Annotated in this window: 19 protein-coding genes and 1 tRNA gene; 9 read left to right on the top strand and 11 right to left on the bottom strand. The window is 33.5% G+C overall.

Translation table 11 applies throughout. From position 1 onward, the window contains the following. Nucleotides 1–109 precede the first annotated feature (109 nt). The 3 genes from BMX53_RS11760 (at nucleotide 110) to BMX53_RS11750 (ending at nucleotide 1,626) form a co-directional block, all read left to right on the top strand. Nucleotides 110–182, top strand: a tRNA-Met gene (locus BMX53_RS11760). Between the two features lie 107 nt (nucleotides 183–289). Further along, nucleotides 290–979, top strand: coding sequence for a hypothetical protein (locus BMX53_RS11755; protein ID WP_074746503.1), 690 nt, complete (start codon nucleotides 290–292; stop codon nucleotides 977–979). Between the two features lie 14 nt (nucleotides 980–993). Further along, nucleotides 994–1,626, top strand: a complete 633-nt coding sequence (locus BMX53_RS11750) for a hypothetical protein (protein WP_074746501.1) — start codon at nucleotides 994–996, stop codon at nucleotides 1,624–1,626. 42 nt (nucleotides 1,627–1,668) lie between these two features. On the opposite strand, the gene BMX53_RS11745 is transcribed toward BMX53_RS11750, so the two are convergent. The 8 genes from BMX53_RS11745 to BMX53_RS11710 form a co-directional block, all read right to left on the bottom strand. Beyond that, a complete protein-coding gene (locus BMX53_RS11745; protein WP_074746499.1) occupies nucleotides 1,669–2,319 on the bottom strand; it encodes a DEAD/DEAH box helicase in 651 nt (216 codons plus the stop codon). 3 nt (nucleotides 2,320–2,322) lie between these two features. Next, nucleotides 2,323–3,495: a sigma-54-dependent transcriptional regulator gene (locus BMX53_RS11740; RefSeq protein ID WP_074746497.1), complete on the bottom strand. Its 1,173-nt coding sequence runs from the start codon at nucleotides 3,493–3,495 to the stop codon at nucleotides 2,323–2,325. A gap of 27 nt (nucleotides 3,496–3,522) precedes the next feature. After that, nucleotides 3,523–4,836: an ABC transporter permease gene (locus BMX53_RS11735; protein WP_074746496.1), complete on the bottom strand. Its 1,314-nt coding sequence runs from the start codon at nucleotides 4,834–4,836 to the stop codon at nucleotides 3,523–3,525. Nucleotide 4,837: 1 nt separating this feature from the next. Beyond that, complete coding sequence (locus BMX53_RS11730) at nucleotides 4,838–5,758, bottom strand: ABC transporter ATP-binding protein (RefSeq protein WP_038986030.1); 921 nt, start codon at nucleotides 5,756–5,758, stop codon at nucleotides 4,838–4,840. A gap of 187 nt (nucleotides 5,759–5,945) precedes the next feature. Beyond that, complete coding sequence (gene dnaJ, locus BMX53_RS11725; protein WP_038986029.1) at nucleotides 5,946–7,070, bottom strand: molecular chaperone DnaJ; 1,125 nt, start codon at nucleotides 7,068–7,070, stop codon at nucleotides 5,946–5,948. A 32-nt stretch (nucleotides 7,071–7,102) separates the two neighbouring features. Then, nucleotides 7,103–7,693, bottom strand: coding sequence for a nucleotide exchange factor GrpE (locus BMX53_RS11720; RefSeq protein ID WP_038986028.1), 591 nt, complete (start codon nucleotides 7,691–7,693; stop codon nucleotides 7,103–7,105). Between the two features lie 155 nt (nucleotides 7,694–7,848). Continuing rightward, complete coding sequence (locus BMX53_RS11715; protein ID WP_074746494.1) at nucleotides 7,849–8,754, bottom strand: TIGR01777 family oxidoreductase; 906 nt, start codon at nucleotides 8,752–8,754, stop codon at nucleotides 7,849–7,851. 6 nt (nucleotides 8,755–8,760) lie between these two features. Further along, nucleotides 8,761–9,222 (bottom strand): DUF4442 domain-containing protein, encoded by a 462-nt coding sequence (locus tag BMX53_RS11710; protein ID WP_038986026.1) that lies wholly within the window; start codon nucleotides 9,220–9,222, stop codon nucleotides 8,761–8,763. Nucleotides 9,223–9,375: 153 nt separating this feature from the next. Here BMX53_RS11710 and BMX53_RS11705 point away from each other — a divergent pair, with 153 nt between their 5' ends. Together BMX53_RS11705 and BMX53_RS11700 are read left to right on the top strand one after the other, a co-directional pair. Further along, complete coding sequence (locus BMX53_RS11705) at nucleotides 9,376–9,717, top strand: PadR family transcriptional regulator (RefSeq protein ID WP_038986025.1); 342 nt, start codon at nucleotides 9,376–9,378, stop codon at nucleotides 9,715–9,717. After that, entirely contained in the window at nucleotides 9,710–11,227 is a 1,518-nt protein-coding gene (locus BMX53_RS11700) for a PspC domain-containing protein (protein ID WP_074746492.1), read from the top strand. Before BMX53_RS11705 ends, BMX53_RS11700 begins: the two co-directional genes overlap by 8 nt. A gap of 137 nt (nucleotides 11,228–11,364) precedes the next feature. On the opposite strand, the gene BMX53_RS11695 is transcribed toward BMX53_RS11700, so the two are convergent. From BMX53_RS11695 to BMX53_RS11685, 3 genes are all read right to left on the bottom strand, one after another. Continuing rightward, on the bottom strand, nucleotides 11,365–11,622 hold the full coding sequence (locus BMX53_RS11695) for a hypothetical protein (protein WP_074746490.1): 258 nt from the start codon (nucleotides 11,620–11,622) through the stop codon (nucleotides 11,365–11,367). Nucleotides 11,623–11,769: 147 nt separating this feature from the next. After that, nucleotides 11,770–12,477, bottom strand: a complete 708-nt coding sequence (locus tag BMX53_RS11690) for a YiaD family glycine zipper/OmpA-like lipoprotein (protein ID WP_038986022.1) — start codon at nucleotides 12,475–12,477, stop codon at nucleotides 11,770–11,772. Nucleotides 12,478–12,507: 30 nt separating this feature from the next. Continuing rightward, a complete protein-coding gene (locus tag BMX53_RS11685; RefSeq protein ID WP_074746489.1) occupies nucleotides 12,508–12,966 on the bottom strand; it encodes a lipocalin family protein in 459 nt (152 codons plus the stop codon). 167 nt (nucleotides 12,967–13,133) lie between these two features. Here BMX53_RS11685 and htpG point away from each other — a divergent pair, with 167 nt between their 5' ends. The 4 genes from htpG to BMX53_RS11665 all read left to right on the top strand — a co-directional run bounded on the left by htpG (nucleotide 13,134) and on the right by BMX53_RS11665 (nucleotide 17,600). Next, nucleotides 13,134–14,990 carry a molecular chaperone HtpG gene (gene htpG / locus BMX53_RS11680; protein ID WP_063176650.1) on the top strand — a complete coding sequence of 619 codons (1,857 nt, stop codon included), beginning with the start codon at nucleotides 13,134–13,136 and terminating at the stop codon, nucleotides 14,988–14,990. Nucleotides 14,991–15,219: 229 nt separating this feature from the next. Further along, the gene (locus BMX53_RS11675; RefSeq protein WP_074746487.1) at nucleotides 15,220–16,134 is read left to right on the top strand and encodes an alpha/beta hydrolase; all 915 of its coding nucleotides are present in this window, start codon (nucleotides 15,220–15,222) and stop codon (nucleotides 16,132–16,134) included. Between the two features lie 66 nt (nucleotides 16,135–16,200). Continuing rightward, nucleotides 16,201–16,740 (top strand): transposase, encoded by a 540-nt coding sequence (locus tag BMX53_RS11670; protein WP_074746351.1) that lies wholly within the window; start codon nucleotides 16,201–16,203, stop codon nucleotides 16,738–16,740. Continuing rightward, complete coding sequence (locus BMX53_RS11665) at nucleotides 16,659–17,600, top strand: IS3 family transposase (protein ID WP_143061420.1); 942 nt, start codon at nucleotides 16,659–16,661, stop codon at nucleotides 17,598–17,600. Before BMX53_RS11670 ends, BMX53_RS11665 begins: the two co-directional genes overlap by 82 nt. Nucleotides 17,601–17,628: the final 28 nt, after the last annotated feature.

Here is a 17,628-nt window from a genome sequence, read left to right as displayed (position 1 = left end):
TAAACACCTATAATACAATACATTAAAATAAAAACATGTTAAAAAACTAAAATAAAACCTTCTATCCCTTGCACAGTCAGTATTTAGCTCTATATTTGCACCACAATATCGCGGGATAGAGCAGTAGGCAGCTCGTCGGGCTCATAACCCGAAGGTCACAGGTTCGAGTCCTGTTCCCGCTACTACCAAGGAGACTTTTTAAGTCTCCTTTTTTTATGCCCTATATCTAAAGTTACAAATCAAAAATCATCAATATTTTATACTTTTACTCCGTGATAAATAAAATATAATGAGATATTCCTCTAGTAATTTTCCAGAGTTAATGAGTGCCACTAGTACAAGGTACACTATTGGTATAAGAATAATCCTAATACTATTCTTTATTCTACTCCTATCCCTATTTTATATTATCCCTTTTGTATTGTTTATAGATTCTACTACTACCTTAGAAACTTATATACTTCTATTTCTCTACATACTTTTACTAACCTATGGAACATATAAACTAGTTCAAAAAATAAGAGAAGAGAAAAAGAATGTAACTCAACAAATCACAATTAACCATAAAGGAATTCATTACCATAAGTTAAATGGCAATATAGAGAGTATACTATATTCTGAATTAACCAAATCTAATCATCCTTACACAGAAGACATATATGCTAAAACAATAGGTATAAATGAGAGTAGAAGAACTGTATTAAAACTATTCCACAAAGGAATAGAGAAATCAATACCATTTCAGCACACAAATATATTCTTCACTCAATTATCGATTAATACGAGAGAATTAAGAAGTCATTTTATACAAGGAATAACCCTATTTCGTCCAGATCTAAAAATATCACAACAAGTATTCACTTCTTTCTTCATTAATCCAACCAACTTTGAGTTTGACAAAAAGAAATATAGACAAACGATATTCTTAGCCATAATACTTATCATTATTATTCTAACATTAGTTATCATCTCAATATAAATACAACAAAATCAATGAGAACACTAACCCTACTATTACTTATTATAACCAATAGCTTAGCGGCTTACAGTCAAATAAATCAAAGATTAAAACCAAAAGATCAGAGATATAAAGATATCATCGAAGAACTAGGTAATCCTCTAGAAGGAAAACCGTTGATGATTATTAATTACATGGGAAATAAGACTGGTAGTTACTTATGGTACTTTAATGAACGAAAAGCTATTAAACCAAGTTATTTATCAGATAAACCTACAGATATATTATCAGGAATCTACATTGAAGATCACGGTGGAATACTAGAAAAAGTAACCTTTAAAGATTATGCAGAAGGATTGTCACAACCACAATTCTTATTTGACTATTGTTTAGTAAAGGATATGGACAACAACAATTCACCTGAATTTTATCTTACTTACTTTATGAACTCTGATGGGTTAGATGCCAAGCCATTAAAAGTAATTGTATATACAACCAAACCAAATAGCAATGAATTCTATAAATCTAAAGTAACAGCCTATATCCCATATCAGGAAGAAGATAAGTATCATATAGAAGAAGACAGTAACTTTAAACAATTACCTGTCTCTATTCGCAAACAAGCATTAGGTATATTAGAGCTAATCAAAAAGAAAAATATACTATAAATAATAAGGCTATCTATTTAATGTAGATAGCCTTATTTTTATTTATTCATTATCGTCCTCTTCTTCTTCGTCATCATAGAAATCAAACCACTCTGCGTCTTCAGTAAGTGACTTATCTGCGAACATATCTAACTGCTCTACAAACTCAGTTGCCAAATACAAACGTTGTGCTTTACCAATACTCTCTGATAAACGGTGTAAACGTGGTTCTAAGCGATTTCTAAGCTGAATATCGATATCATCTATGATATACATCTTTAATTGATTTACGTCAAACCCTGCGCTTGCAAACATCTCGTTTAATCTCGTAGCAGTACCGATTAAGATATCATTTCCTAAAGACAACTGATTTTTATCGTCATCTAAGTCAGTATAGTCATGTACTCCATAAATTCTAAGATCAGTATACTTACTATAAGCCTCAAAAACCTCCATCAAGCGCTCCACTTCAAACTTATCTTTGACTACAATTAATACCTTAGTAGCTATTTCATTTTCCACAGGTCTATCTGCACGTTGTATCGCTGCGATAACCATTGCTGTAGTCTTCCCTTGCTCTTTAGGTCCAAAGATAACCACATCTCTTCCACTCTTAATTGTTCCAAAAGTTTTCTTTTGAAGAGTTGTTGGCTCTACTAAACCATTCTTTTCTAAGTTCTCCTGTAAAGTACTATTTATCTTCTTTAACTTCATATTCTATTTATTTGCAAACATTTCGACATCTTGTTTCGAAACTTCCTTGCCTCCTAATATAATTAATCTCTCTATAACATTTCTAAGCTCTCGGATATTACCTGTCCAGTCATACTGTTGTAATAACTCCATCGCTTCTTTACTAAACACCTTTGGAGCTGTTCCCTGTTCTTTAGCTATTTGATCTAAGAAATGATTAGTAAGTAAAGGAATATCATCTCTTCTATCGTTCAATGCAGGTACTTTAATTAATATAACTGCAAGACGGTGATATAAATCCTCTCTAAATCTCCCTTCTTCAATCTCTTTTCTAAGATCTTTATTTGTAGCAGCGATAACACGCACGTCTACTTTTAAATCTTTATCCGCCCCTACACGAGTAATAACATTCTCTTGTAAAGCACGCAACACTTTTGCCTGAGCAGACAAACTCATATCTCCTATCTCATCTAAAAAGATTGTTCCATGATTTGCCTGTTCGAATTTCCCAGGTCTATCTTTTACAGCAGATGTAAAAGCACCTTTTACGTGTCCGAATAGCTCACTTTCTATCAACTCAGAAGGTATCGCAGCACAGTTTACCTCTACTAACATATTCTGAGATCGACTACTTTGCAAATGTATTTGATGAGCTACTAACTCCTTACCTGTACCATTAGGTCCTGTGATTAATACTCTTGCTTCAGTAGGAGCTACCTTCTCTATGATATCTTTGATTTGGTTAATAGGTTCGCTATTACCAATCATTTCATATTTCTTATTTACTTTTTTCTTTAAGATTGTATTCTCTACAACTAACTTACCAGAATCTAAAGCGTTTCTTACTGTAGTTAACAGTCTGTTTAAATCTGGTGGTTTCGATATATAGTCAAAGGCTCCTAAACGCATCGTATTTACTGCCGTTTCTAAATCACCATGTCCAGAGATCATCACAAAAACAGTTTCTGGCTTTACCTTTTTGGCTTCTACCAATAACTCCTCTCCATCCATTTTAGGCATTTTTATATCAGATATAACCAAGTCATAATCCTCACTTGTTATTTTCTGTAACGCCTCTTCACCATTCTCTGCAGCATCTACTACATAATCAGATGATTCTTCTTCAAGTATCTTTACTAATACTCTACGAATAGCAGCTTCGTCTTCTACTATTAATATTTTCGATGTTTTCCCCATATTTTTAAACAAAAACAATTCACAAACTTAGTACTTAAGCCACTTGTATAATTCTTTCCACGACGGGCGTTTACCATACATTAATACACCTATTCGATATATCTTAGCTGCTATCCATACTACTAATATAAATGTACTAAAAAGTATGGTAATAGACAGTAAAACTTCCCACAAAGGTACACCAAAAGGTATTCTCATTAGCATAACTATAGGAGAAGTAAACGGAATCATAGAAAACACAGTCGCTACAGTACCATGAGGATCTTTCATTACAGTAAAGAATCCGATATACACCCCTAACATAAGAGGTAATAATATTGGCAATAAGAACTGTTGAGTATCTGTCTCATTATCTACTGCTGCTCCAATAGCTGCATATAGAGAACTATATAAAAAGTATCCGCCTATAAAGAAGATAATAAAGTACACAAATAAAGAAATTAAAGGTAAACTCAATATTTCGCTAACATAATTCTGTACATCTATCATGACCTCATTAGAAATCATTCCTCCAGTAGCTTGTACAGCCTCTGCAGCTCCTGCACCAGGCATAGCATTAATACCTAATACAGAACTAGCAATAGTTAATAATACTGCTCCAACTACTCCCCAAATAATGAATTGTAATAACCCAGCCATTGAAGTACCAACTATTTTTCCCATCATTAACTGGAATGGTTTCACAGATGATATAATAATCTCGATAATACGATTTGTTTTCTCTTCTATTACAGAACGCATCACCATATTCCCATAGATAATGATGAACATCATAATAAAATATCCAAACAAACCACCTATAATAATTTTAATCTCATTTAATCCTTTTACAGTAGCCTCTCCATCAGCTTTTACTAGACTAAGATTAACATTAGCTTTTGCTTTATCTATAACTGCTAGATCTATTCCACTTTTCTCTAAGTTGATATGAGTAATCTTATCTTCTAACAACAATTCTACCTTACTCACAAAACTAAGACTAGGACTATCATTGGATATATACGTAACATTCTTTTGATAATCGTTTACATCTTCTGATTTAGGAATAAATAAAATACCTTCATATTTTTCTTCTTTAACTCCTTCTTTTAGAATATTTAAATCAACAGCTGATAAGTCTTGATAATCAAAAGCCTCATTACTCTCAAACTGTTTTACAAACAATCCACTCTCATCGTGAATAGCTATCTTCTTCACATCCCCTTTCATGCTACTTAAATAAGCAATGAATGCTGTAAGCACCACAAAAAGTATTGGACTCACAAAAGTCATAACGATAAACGACTTGTTGCGAACTTTAGCTATAAACTCTCTTTTTATAATTAATGATAATACGCTCATATTACTTACTTACAGTTTGAATAAAAATATCATTTACACTTGGCAGCTTTTCTACGAAATGAGTTACTTGACCATTCATAGACAATACATTTAAAAGTTCATTTGGCATTTTATTAGACAAATCGACTTCTAGTTGCACCTCATTGTTCAATGATTTAAATGTTGTTGGTTTAAACTGGAACTCTTTACTTAGTTCTAACATTAATCTTTCCACATTACTACTAAGTACTCCTACTTGATAAAGATTACTTCTATGTTCTCTTTTTACATCTACTAGTTTTCCTTCGATTAATTTATTCGACTTATTGATCAGAGCAATGTAATCACACATTTCTTCAACACTTTCCATTCTATGAGTTGAGAATATGATTGTAGTCCCTTTTTCTTTAAGTTCTAATATTTCATCTTTTATAATATTAGCGTTCACTGGATCAAAACCAGAGAAAGGTTCATCTAAGATTAATAGTTTAGGTTCGTGTAATACAGTTACTACAAACTGTATTTTCTGAGCCATCCCTTTAGATAGTTCTTGAATTTTTTTGTTCCACCAACCTTTAATATCTAATTTATCGAACCAGTAATCTAATTGTCTTTTAGCTTCAGCTTTAGACAATCCTTTTAACTGAGCCAAATACATAGCTTGTTCTCCTACTTTCATCGTTTTATACAGCCCTCTTTCTTCAGGCATATATCCGATATCTTGTATATGTTTGGGGTTAAGTGGTAATCCATCCAGTAATATTTGTCCTGAGTCTGGATAAGTAATTTGGTTAATTATACGTATTAAAGAAGTTTTTCCTGCACCATTTGGACCTAGAAGCCCATAGATTGTACCCTTAGGTACTGTGAGAGATACTTTATTTAATGCTGTTTTATCAGAATATGTTTTTACCACATCCTTTACTTCTAATATAGGTTGCATCGGTCTAAATCAATTAATTTCTGTAAAAATAAGTAAATATTTGATAACGGGAGAGAGCGGGAGATTATTTTCGATATGTCATAAAAAAACCCAACCTTATTTGGATAAATAAGGTTGGGAAAAATTGCTATGAAAAAGAAAATCCACTGTTTAATAAGTGTCCTACAAATGTATAACTTATTTTCAATCAAGAAAACATTTCTTTCACTTTTTCAAAAAAAGATTTGTCGTTTTTAGTCGGAGACGGTTTAAAGTTCTGATCATCAATCATTTGCTCAAAGAATTCTTTTTGCTCTTTACTCAACTTTTTAGGTGTCCATACGTTAATATGTACTAATAAGTCTCCATTTCCGTAACTATTTATACTAGGTAATCCCTTACCTTTTAGTCTTAAAATCTTACCAGACTGAATTCCTTCTTCTAATTTGATTCTTACACGACCTGTTACAGAGTCAATTTCTTTGCTTCCACCTAAAGCAGCTTCCGCAAAACTTATATATAAATCATAGTGTAAGTTATCACCTTCACGTTGTAATGTTTCGTGTTCTAACTCTTCTATAACTACTAATAGATCTCCAGGTATACTATTTTTACCAGGAGCTTCATTACCTTTTCCAGAAACTTTTAACTGCATTCCATCAGCCACACCTGCAGGTATTTTGATTGATACCGTCTCATCACTCACTATCATACCTTCGTGATCAGCCCCAGCAGGTTTGTGATCCATTACTTGTCCACTACCTTGACAGCTATTACAAGGAGAAGCAGTTTGCATACGTCCAAATACAGTATTTGCTACTCGCATCACTTGTCCTGTACCATTACATGTAGGACATGTTTTATAAGTAACACCATCAGCCTGTACTTTTCGTTTTACTTTTATTTTTTTCTCAACTCCATTAGCGATATCCTCAAGAGTCAATTTTACTTTAATACGTAAGCTAGTACCTTTTACTCTGCGTTGGCCTCCGCCACCTCCACCGAAGCCGCCAAAACCTCCACCTCCGAAAGCACTACCAAAGATGTCACCAAACTGGCTAAAGATATCATCCATATTCATGTGACCTCCGCCACCTCCACCGAAGCCACCTTCGAATGCAGCATGACCATATTGATCATATCTAGCTTTCTTATCCGCATCACTTAATACTTCATAAGCTTCTGCTGCTTCCTTAAACTTCTCTTCAGCATCTTTATCCCCAGGATTTTTATCAGGGTGAAACTCAATTGCTTTTTTGCGGTATGCTTTTTTAATAGCTGCAGCATCTGCACCTTTATCTATGCCTAATATTTCGTAATAATCTTTTTTCATCGTTACTGTCTTTTACTTCCTAATATTAAAGATTACTGTCCTATTACAACTTTAGGGAAACGAATTACTTTTTCACCTAGTTTATAACCTCTCTCTATTACATCTACTACTTTACCTTTCATATCATCTCCAGCAGGGATTTGTGTCACTGCTTCTGACAAATCGGCATTGAAATCATCTCCAGCCTTAATCTCCACTTCCACTAATCCTTTACTTGACAGTGTATCAGCAAACTTAGTAGCGATTAACTTAATACCTGTTAAATGTTCACTCTCCCCGTGTTTTTCTAGTTCAACGATAGCACGATTAAAGTCATCTATTACAGGTAATAATGCTAACATAACACCCTCACTAGCAGTACTCAATAACTCTAAACGTTCTTTAGCTGTACGTTTTCTAAAGTTTTCAAACTCAGCAAAAAGGCGTAAGTTTTTATCCTTCTCATTAGCTAATTGCTCCGTTAACACCTCTTCAGCACTCTTCACTTCTTTTTCAGTTCCTTCTTGTGCTTCAGCAGTTTCTTGTACTACTTCTTGTTGAATGTCCTCTTGTTCTTTATTTATATCTTGATTTTCAGTACTCATGATTGTGTCTTTATTATTCTTATTAACTGCTAACTTCATAGCAAATCCTTTGCCAACTTAAGAATACTGTCAATATGACACCAAACAACCATATATGATGAGCTGCTCTTTCTTATTAAAATCTAGTGATTTATCACACAAAAAAAGGAAGTTGTATTATCTGCAACTTCCTTTTTTAATCTATCTGAATTACATTAACTGCATAAGACAAAGTCATCCAATGCTACTTTTAATGTATTAAAATCAAACTCAAAACCTTCCTTTCTAATTTTACTACTATCCACGCGCTGTCCTTCGGTTACTAATATAGCTTTTTCGCCTAAGGCTAATCTGATAACACCTTCTGGTATAGCTGGCATCCATATTGGTCTTTTTAAAGCTTGTCCTAATATCTTAGTAAATTCTCTATTTGTAAGAGGTTCTGGAGCTACAGCATTATAGATTCCCTCTAGATTATGCTCTAATACATAAACAAATAGTCGTACTAAATCTTTTATATGTATCCAAGAGTAATATTGCTTTCCAGTACCTATAGGTGCACCTAGCCATAATTTCACAGGTTTTACCATAGTTGCTAACGCACATTCTTGCATATCTAATACTAAACCTATACGTATAAGGCTTACCATTAAACCTAATTCTTTAAAAGCATTGTTACCATCTTCCCATTGCTGTACTACTTTACCTAAAAAGTTATTAGCTTTAGTAAAGTTATCTTCACTTTGTATCTCATTTATATCGCTATAAATACCAATAGCAGAAGCGCCAATAACTCGTTTAACCTCATGAGTGTTATTCTTTAATGTCTGAACCAGAAAAGCTGTAGGTATTACCCTACTATCCATAATTAGTTGTTTCCCTTTAGTTGACCAAGAATCAGCAATACTTGAACCCGCTAAGTGTATGATAACCTCTACACCTTCTAAACATGTCAAATCAATCTGCTCTTTATACGGATCCCACAAGAATCCCTTAGCTCCTATAAGTTTCTCATCAGATAACGAACGAGTAAGATAATTCACCTCAACTCCTTTACTGATCAAAGCTTTACATATTCTACTTCCTATAAATCCAGTTGCCCCCGTTATCAGTACTCTCATTTTTGTTTATTTCTTACTTTTTACTTTTAATGTCCATTCAAAGTTCATAACAGATACCTGATCTCCATCTGTATTTCTTCCTATACTTTTCATCCATACAGTTACTCCTTCTCCAGTCTCTATTGCTTGCTTAATAGCATTGTCTAGTAAAGCACCATCCTCACAAGTAAAGAATATACGCCCCGTAGCCTTTTTAGTAAAACTACTATTATTATTAGCTACTAACATTGATATCTTTTGACCACTTTCAGCTATTTTTCTCATCACTAAAGCACCAGTAGATAATTCTGCTGCCATAGCTTGTACCGCAAAGTACATTGAGTTAAACGGGTTTTGATTTTTCCACCCATGTTTTACAGTTGTTACAGCTTTAGTGTCAGAAATGTCTTTCATACGTACACCTGTCCAATATGCAGATGGCAATTTAAAGAACAAAAACTTATTAATATTTGATACGTTGAACTTCATAAAATCAGATTTTTTCTAAATATACAAAAAATGTTTGTTTATTATGCAAGCATATTAAAAAGTTAATTTATTGTTAATAAATAGTACTATGCAATACAAAGTACCTTCTTTTAGATATATCTTTGCTATAGAAAATAAGAACCAATAGTAACTATGAATATAGAAAACACTAAAGCACAAATGCGCAAAGGGATCTTAGAGTTCTGCATTCTATCGATATTAAAAGAGAGAGACTGCTACACTTCTGAGATACTAGACGAATTAAAAAGCGTAAAGTTAGTAGTGGTAGAAGGGACAGTATACCCGTTGCTAACAAGATTAAAAAACGATGATTACCTTGCCTACAGATGGGAAGAATCAAGTTCAGGTCCGCCTCGTAAATATTATAAACTAACAGAGACAGGCCAACAGTTTTTAGACGAATTAGCTAAAACGTGGTACGAACTATCAAATGCTGTAGAAGAAATAACTACTAAAAAAAACAACGATGAATAAGACACTTACAATTAATATAGCCGGATCAGTTTTTCACATTGACGAAAATGCTTATCAAAAACTAGATCAATATCTTAAAGCGATCAAGCGTTCTTTTCCAAAAGAAGAACAAGACGAAATAATTCACGATATCGAAATCAGAATAGCTGAACTATTCTCTGAAAATATCACCGAAATAAACCAAGTAGTAACACTTAATGATGTAGAAAGAGTTATCTCTATTATGGGAAAACCAGAAGATTACATCATAGATGAAGAAAACACTACAGAACAGCAAACACAATATATCTATACAGGTACCAAAAAACTATATAGAGATGGAGAGAATGCTATGGTAGGTGGAGTACTAGCAGGTCTAGGGCACTATTTTAAGATAGACACTGTCTGGATGCGAATCATCTTTATGATCTTAGTATTATTCTATGGTACAGGTATTCTATTATACTTAATCCTATGGATAGTAGTACCTGAAGCAAAGACTACATCTCAAATATTAGAGATGCAACGTGAGCCAATCAATATCTCTACTATAGAAAAGAAGGTAATGGAAAACGTAAACTATGTAACATCTAAGATCAACGACATAGATTACGACAATATCAAAAACCAAACACAAAGAGCTGGTGAGAGAAGTGGTAAGATCATACTAAACATCATAGGGATATTCTTTATTGTGACGAGTATACTAAGCATTTTTGGAGCTATTATCGGTATATGTGCCGCATGGATTAACAAGGATCTAATCATATCAGAAGCAGGACACGACTTTCCATTTTTCGCAAATACTGTTTACCCATTTTGGTTGAGTATTACCCTAATCACTACGATGGCGACACTTCCATTTGTAGGGTTGTTACTTATAGGATTAAGAATGATCTATAGCAATATCAAGTATGTAGCTATCACAATTATTGGTTTACTAATTATTTGGTTTATCGCTATTGGCTTATTTACTGTGCCTTTCTTAGACGCTAAGAACTATGAACGCAATTTCAACTATCTAGAATACACAGAAGACGCAAAAGCAACTACTGACTTTTCTTTTGATGAAGACCAAAATGAGCTTAATATAACTTTAGTGACTAAAGACTATTTTACATCAGACAAATCTAAAACAGAAGGTTTTGAAGTAAAAGAGATAGATTCTACACTGCCTGTTGAGATAGAAATATTACCAACATTCCAAGAAGCTATCTATGGAACATCAGAAATTAGCAACTTACAATTAAACAAAAAAATCAACGAAACTATACGAGTTGATGTAAACTTTATCAACTATAATAAACTAAACAATCAACTAGTTATTTCTAAAGATTTTTTACCAGAAACTGTAAAAAACAAACATATTAAAAAAGCTAAAATACTTTACACAATCTATATACCACAAGGGAAGAAAGTGTATATCAACGAACCAGTAAAAGCGTTATTAAAATCTCAATCGGATCTAAAACCTGGTGCACACTGGTACCAAATGCAGGAAGACAATACATTAAAGTGTACAGACTGCTAGTTTAAAGATTACATCAATAATCTTATATTTGAATTCAATTTTTTTCAATACTGATTTACAGAAAGAGGGGTTACCATTAGGTAGCCCCTCCTTCGTAACTAACGATCTATTATATTCACTTAACCTTTCTACTTTAATCAATGCTCTTCTTTAAATGCTGTCAAAAAACTTTCTAAATCCACTGATGCTACATCATTGAATTTACATTCAAAGTAAGGATCCTCTGCATCATGATTCCCTCTTAACACTCCATATTTATAATAATCAAATATCTCTGAGCCTCTAATATCTCTAGCTCTATAAAAACCAGTTTCTTTTATACTTGTTCCTTCTTTACTACCACAAAACATAAACATAGCTGCAAGTCCTGTAATAACTAAAAAAACATACTTCATAGCTAATCAGTGTGGGGTTTACTATTTCTCTAAAGCAATAATAAAGCTAAATCGTCACTAAAAAATATAACATTCAAAGAATCTAATAAAAAAACGACTATCTCTACTGAAATAGTCGTTCTTAAGTAATTTAAATATTGTCTATACCTAGCGTGTTCCCGCTTGATTATGAGCGTCACGAACCATTTGTTCGTTAGCTTTAATAGCGAATTCTACACGTCTATTCTTTGCTTGTCCTTCTTTAGTATCATTAGAAGCGATAGGATCAGCGATACCAAAACCATCTGTTTTCATACGACTTGCAGATACTCCTTGGCTAGCTAAGTACTGTCTTACAGAAGCCGCGCGCTTTTTAGATAAGCTTAAGTTATACTCTTCTTTACCTGTATTGTCAGTATACCCATATATTTCGATATCTGTATTGACATTTTCAGGGTCTTTAAATACTTTAGTTAGTTTATCTAAATTATCCTTAGCTCTTTGAGTTAAAGTAGATGAGTTTAAATCAAAGTTTACAGAGTTCTCTCCTAATACTAACTTAATTCCTTCTCCTACACGTTCTACTTGAGCACCAGGTACAGTGTTTTCTATTTGGCGTGCTTGTTTATCCATCTTGTTACCGATTACACCTCCTGCAGCACCACCTACTACACCACCTAGTACAGCACCTAAAGCACCATTACCACCTTTACCGATGTTATTACCTAGTATACCACCTATGATAGCACCACTAGCAGCACCGATAGTAGCACCTCTTTGTGTGTTATTAGAGTTTTTTACAGCTTCGCAGCTAGTCATTGCCATTGACGATACTAATAATGAGCTAGCTAATATAAATGTTGTTGTCTTTTTCATTGTTTTTGTTGTTTGAATTATACCTCCGTATTAATTTTTAGTGAAGCGATAAGTTACATCATATGACTGTCCACCTGCGTAAAACTTATCAACTAATTCAAAAGTATCAGCTGTTTGATTTTTTACACGTAGTGAATACCCTGTAGTCACATTTTTAGCTTTTACACCATCATCTATGAACTTAAATTCAAAGTTTCCATTCGGAGTAATAGTCCATTTAAAATCACTAGCGAAGTTAGGGCAAGAACCTCCTTTAGTCAATTCCATTGTCCCCGAGTTATTGTTAGAAACAAATCTCCACTGACTTCCAACAAAACATTGTGAGTCTGCTATATTAAATGAATTTACTTTAACGAACTCCCCTCCGACATGTTTGATATCAGTTAGAGTCCAGTTCCCTTTAATTCCCACTTGTGACTTAGTGTCCATCGTAGGCTTACACGATGCTACTGCCAAAGCCATTGCACCAAATAATACTAATTTTTTCATAGGTTTTATTATTGTTATTATTATAAGTTCCTTCTATCAAAGCTACGAATAAATAAGCTATTTATCCGTTTTCTGACAAAGTGACACCTTGTTTTGCTTTGGTATCTTTTTTGTCCTTATACGACTGTAAAATTATTAAAAAATCAAATAAAATTAAACATACGACTATGACATCTGGAAAAATTAACGTTACAGTGGAAAACATATTTCCACTTATTAAAAAGTTCCTTTACAGCGATCACGAAATTTTTTTAAGAGAGTTAATATCTAACGCTACTGACGCGACATTAAAACTTAAGCACTTAACGACTATAGGAGAGACTAATGTAGAATATGGAGATCCTATTATCGAGGTTAAAATAGACAAAGAAAACAAGAAACTACACATCATCGACCAAGGTCTAGGGATGACTAAAGATGAAGTTGAAAAATACATTAACCAAGTAGCTTTCTCTGGAGCAGAAGAGTTCTTAGAGAAATATAAAGACTCTGCTAAGGACACAGGTATCATTGGACACTTTGGTCTTGGGTTCTACTCAGCATTTATGGTGGCTGATAAAGTAGAGATTTTCACTAAATCATTTAAAGACGAGCCTGCTGCACACTGGACATGTGACGGTAGCCCTGAGTATACTTTAGAAGCTTGTGATAAGACAGACAGAGGTACTGAGATAGTATTACACATCGCAGAAGACTCTTTAGACTTCTTAGAAGACTATAAAATCCGTGAGTTATTAGTGAAGTATAACAAGTTTATGCCAGTAGCTATTAAATTTGGTACGCACGAAGAAGGTGAAGGTGACGATAAAGTATTAGTAGATACTATCATCAATAACCCTAGCCCAGCGTGGACTAAACAACCTGCTGACTTAAATGACGAAGACTATAAAAACTTCTACAGAGAATTATACCCTACGCAATTCGAAGAACCATTATTCCACATTCACCTGAATGTAGACTACCCATTTAACTTAACAGGTATCTTATACTTCCCTAAGTTAAGTGCTGATCTTCAAATGCAAAAGGATAAAATCCAATTATACCAAAACCAAGTATTCGTAACAGATAATGTAGAGGGTATTGTACCTGACTTCTTGACAATGTTAAAAGGAGTTATCGATTCTCCAGACATTCCTCTTAACGTTTCTCGTTCTTACCTACAGGCAGACGGTAACGTAAAGAAAATCTCTAATTACATTACTCGTAAAGTAGCTGATAAATTAAAATCTCTATTTAACGAAAACAGAGAAGACTTTGAGAGCAAATGGAATGATATCAAAATCGTATTAGAATACGGTATGCTATCTGAAGAGAAGTTCTACGAAAAAGCAAACTCTTTTGTGTTATATCCTACTGTAGAAGATAAGTTCTATACATTAGAAGAACTTAAAGAAGCTACTAAAGATAACCAAACAGACAAAGATGGTAACCTAGTTATCCTATATGCTTCTAATAAAGATGCACAACACAGCTATATCGCTGCTGCGAAAGATAAAGGGTACCAAGTAGTACTATTAGACTCTCCTATCGTATCACACTTAATCCAAAAATTAGAAAGTGATAACGAGAAGATGACTTTCGTACGTGTAGATGCTGATCATATCAATAACTTGATCAAGAAAGACGAAACTGAAATCTCAAGATTATCTGAGGATGAACAAAAGTCTCTTCAAGATATCGTAGAGAACATCGTACCTAAAGATAAATATACGGTGAAGCTAGAAGCCATGGATAGCACAGCAGAACCATTTATCATCACTCAACCAGAGTTTATGCGTCGTATGAAAGAGATGAGCCAGTCTGGTGGTGGAGGTATGTTCGGTATGGGTAACTTCCCAGAGATGTATAACCTAGTAGTAAATACTAACTCTCCTCTAGCATCTAACATCATCGGTAATACTGATGAAGCAACTAGAACAGAGAGTATCAAACAAGCAATGGACCTTGCTAAACTATCTCAAGGTTTATTAAAAGGTGAAGAACTTACTGCCTTTGTTAAGAGAAATTTCAACAACTTGAAATAAGATTATAGCACTTCCAAAAGAGCCCGTAACAGAAATGTTGTGGGCTCTTTTATTTTTTTCTATTCCACAAACCTAGATTTAGCAATAATAAAAATATCCCAATATCATATCCCCCTATATACCTTTAATTCATTACTAACAAATTTGTATGTATCACACATTTAGTTGTTTACTATTATAGCCCTCACCTATTTTTTAAATTTGTTATCAAATCTAAAAACAACTTATAATGATATTATCTACGCAAATTAAAGAGGTCTTAGCTCATATAGAAAACATCGAAATACCTGACAACACATTATCTCCTCAAGAACAAGGTCGTACGTTCTATGAACAATTTATATCGCTAGCAGGAAAAAAAGAAGAGGTATACCAAATACAAGAGCAAACAATAACAACAGAAAACAATCAAATACCTATTCGTATTTATCGCCCAAATCACGAGGAGCAACTACCTGTTATTATATACTTTCACGGAGGCTGGTTTAATGCTGGAAGCTTAAACACACATGATACTCCACTACGCCAATTAGCTAATGTAACTCAGGCATTAATCATAGCTATTGACTATGCTCTAGCTCCAGAACATCCATTTCCTAAGGGGGTAAACGATTGTGAATTAGCTACACGATGGATTATAGATCACGCTTCATCACTAGGGATTAACGCTAATAAAATATTTATAGCAGGCGATAGTGCAGGTGGTGCACTAGCTACAACAATTACTAGAAAACTACGCCATAAAATTAGTGCTCAAATACTGATATATCCAGTAACTGATAATAAGATGACCACCTCATCATGGGTTACTTATCAAAATGGACCAATACTAAACCTAAAAGGGGCGATAGAAGCTTGGCAGTGGTATCTACCGGATACTTCAGATCATACTAATATTGATGCCATTCCTCTATTAGCAGATGATTTAGAAGACCTCCCTCCTACATTCATAGCCATAGCAGAACATGATCCATTAAAAGATGAGGCTTACGCATACGCTGATAAACTAAAACAATTTAACACGCCTGTTTACACACATTATTACGAAGACACTATTCATGGATTCTTCCAAATGGGAGCCTTTATCAATGCTTTTAAAGATTTATTAAAAAACATCTCTACCTTCACAAATTCTATTCAATAAGAAAAAGCCTATAGCAGCGATGTTAGACATGCCCCAAAAAGTTAGACACTTTTTGGGGCATTTTTTATGAGTAGAAAACAGAAATACAATTTCGAGTTTAAGTTACGTTTAGTAACTATTATTTTGGAAGGGAAAGACAGTATGTGTGGACTTTCAGGATCAGAAAAAATTAGTGAGTTTAACCTTTACTTTTGGCTTAAACTATATGAAGCTTATGGAGAACAAGGATTACGAGGAATCTCCAAAAACAAATTCACTATAGAAGAAAAAGTTCATATTATTCAGGAGCATCAAAATAGTGGTTTATCTTTGACAGACACCTGTGTGAGATATAGAATTTCAAATCCTTCTGTCTTATTCCAATGGATAGCCAAATTTAAAAGCAAAGGATTTAAGGGTTTAGAAGATAATCGGGGTGTACATTTAAAGAAAAACAAAAAAATTACCTCAATGACAAAGAAAAGCGCTATTCCTGGGATAAAAAGCTCAATGACTGATTTAGAAAAATTGAAAATTGAAAATGAATATTTACGTGCAGAAATTGCTTATCTAAAAAAGTTAGAAGCCTTGGCTCAAAGCAAGCAAGCCAAAAAGAAAAAGCCGTAATAGTTACGGAGCTAAGGCGCGATCATAATTTAAAACACCTACTACACTTAGCAGGGCTAGCTCGTAGTTGTTATTATTACCATATAAAGAGTGTTTCTTTTTTGGATAAACATGTGAATTTAGTCAAACATGTAGTTGATATCTACAATAAACACAAAGGATTGTATGGATACAGACGTATCACATTAGCTCTTAGAAAAGAGTTAGGAATACCTGTAAACTTTAAAACTATCGCTAAGATAATGAAGAAATCAAATCTTAAAAGCATAATCCGAGTTAAGAAATACAGGTCTTTTAGAGGAGATGTTGGTAAAGAAGCAGAGAATATACTTCAACGAAATTTTAAAGCTACAGAGCCTCATCAAAAGTGGGCTACTGATGTGACAGAATTTAATGTAAAAGGAAATAAATTATATTTATCTCCAATTATAGACTTATTTAATGGAGAGATTATTAGTTATAATTTATCTACTTCACCCAATTATAAACAGACTATTGACATGCTTGATAAAGCATTTAAAAAAAGGAAAAAAGAGAATAGAGCACATATCCACACTATACTTCATTCTGATCAAGGATGGCAATATAGACTACAAAAATATCAACACAAACTCAAAGCTAATAACATTATTCAAAGTATGTCTAGAAAAGGGAATTGTCTAGATAATGCTATTATAGAAAATTTCTTTGGAGTGCTAAAGTCAGAACTATTTTACCTGAAGAAATATACTTCGATAGTAGAATTGAGTAAAGAGATCAAAGACTATATTAAATATTACAATAACGATAGAATAAGGATTAACTTAAATGGAATGAGCCCGATAGAATATCGAGCTCATTATATTAAAAACATTGCATAACTTAGTCCAACTTTTTGGGGTCAGTCCA

It is taken from the genome of Myroides marinus (assembly GCF_900109075.1).
In the GTDB taxonomy this organism is placed as follows: domain Bacteria; phylum Bacteroidota; class Bacteroidia; order Flavobacteriales; family Flavobacteriaceae; genus Flavobacterium; species Flavobacterium marinum_A.
This window is presented reverse-complemented; position numbering and strand designations above follow the sequence as displayed.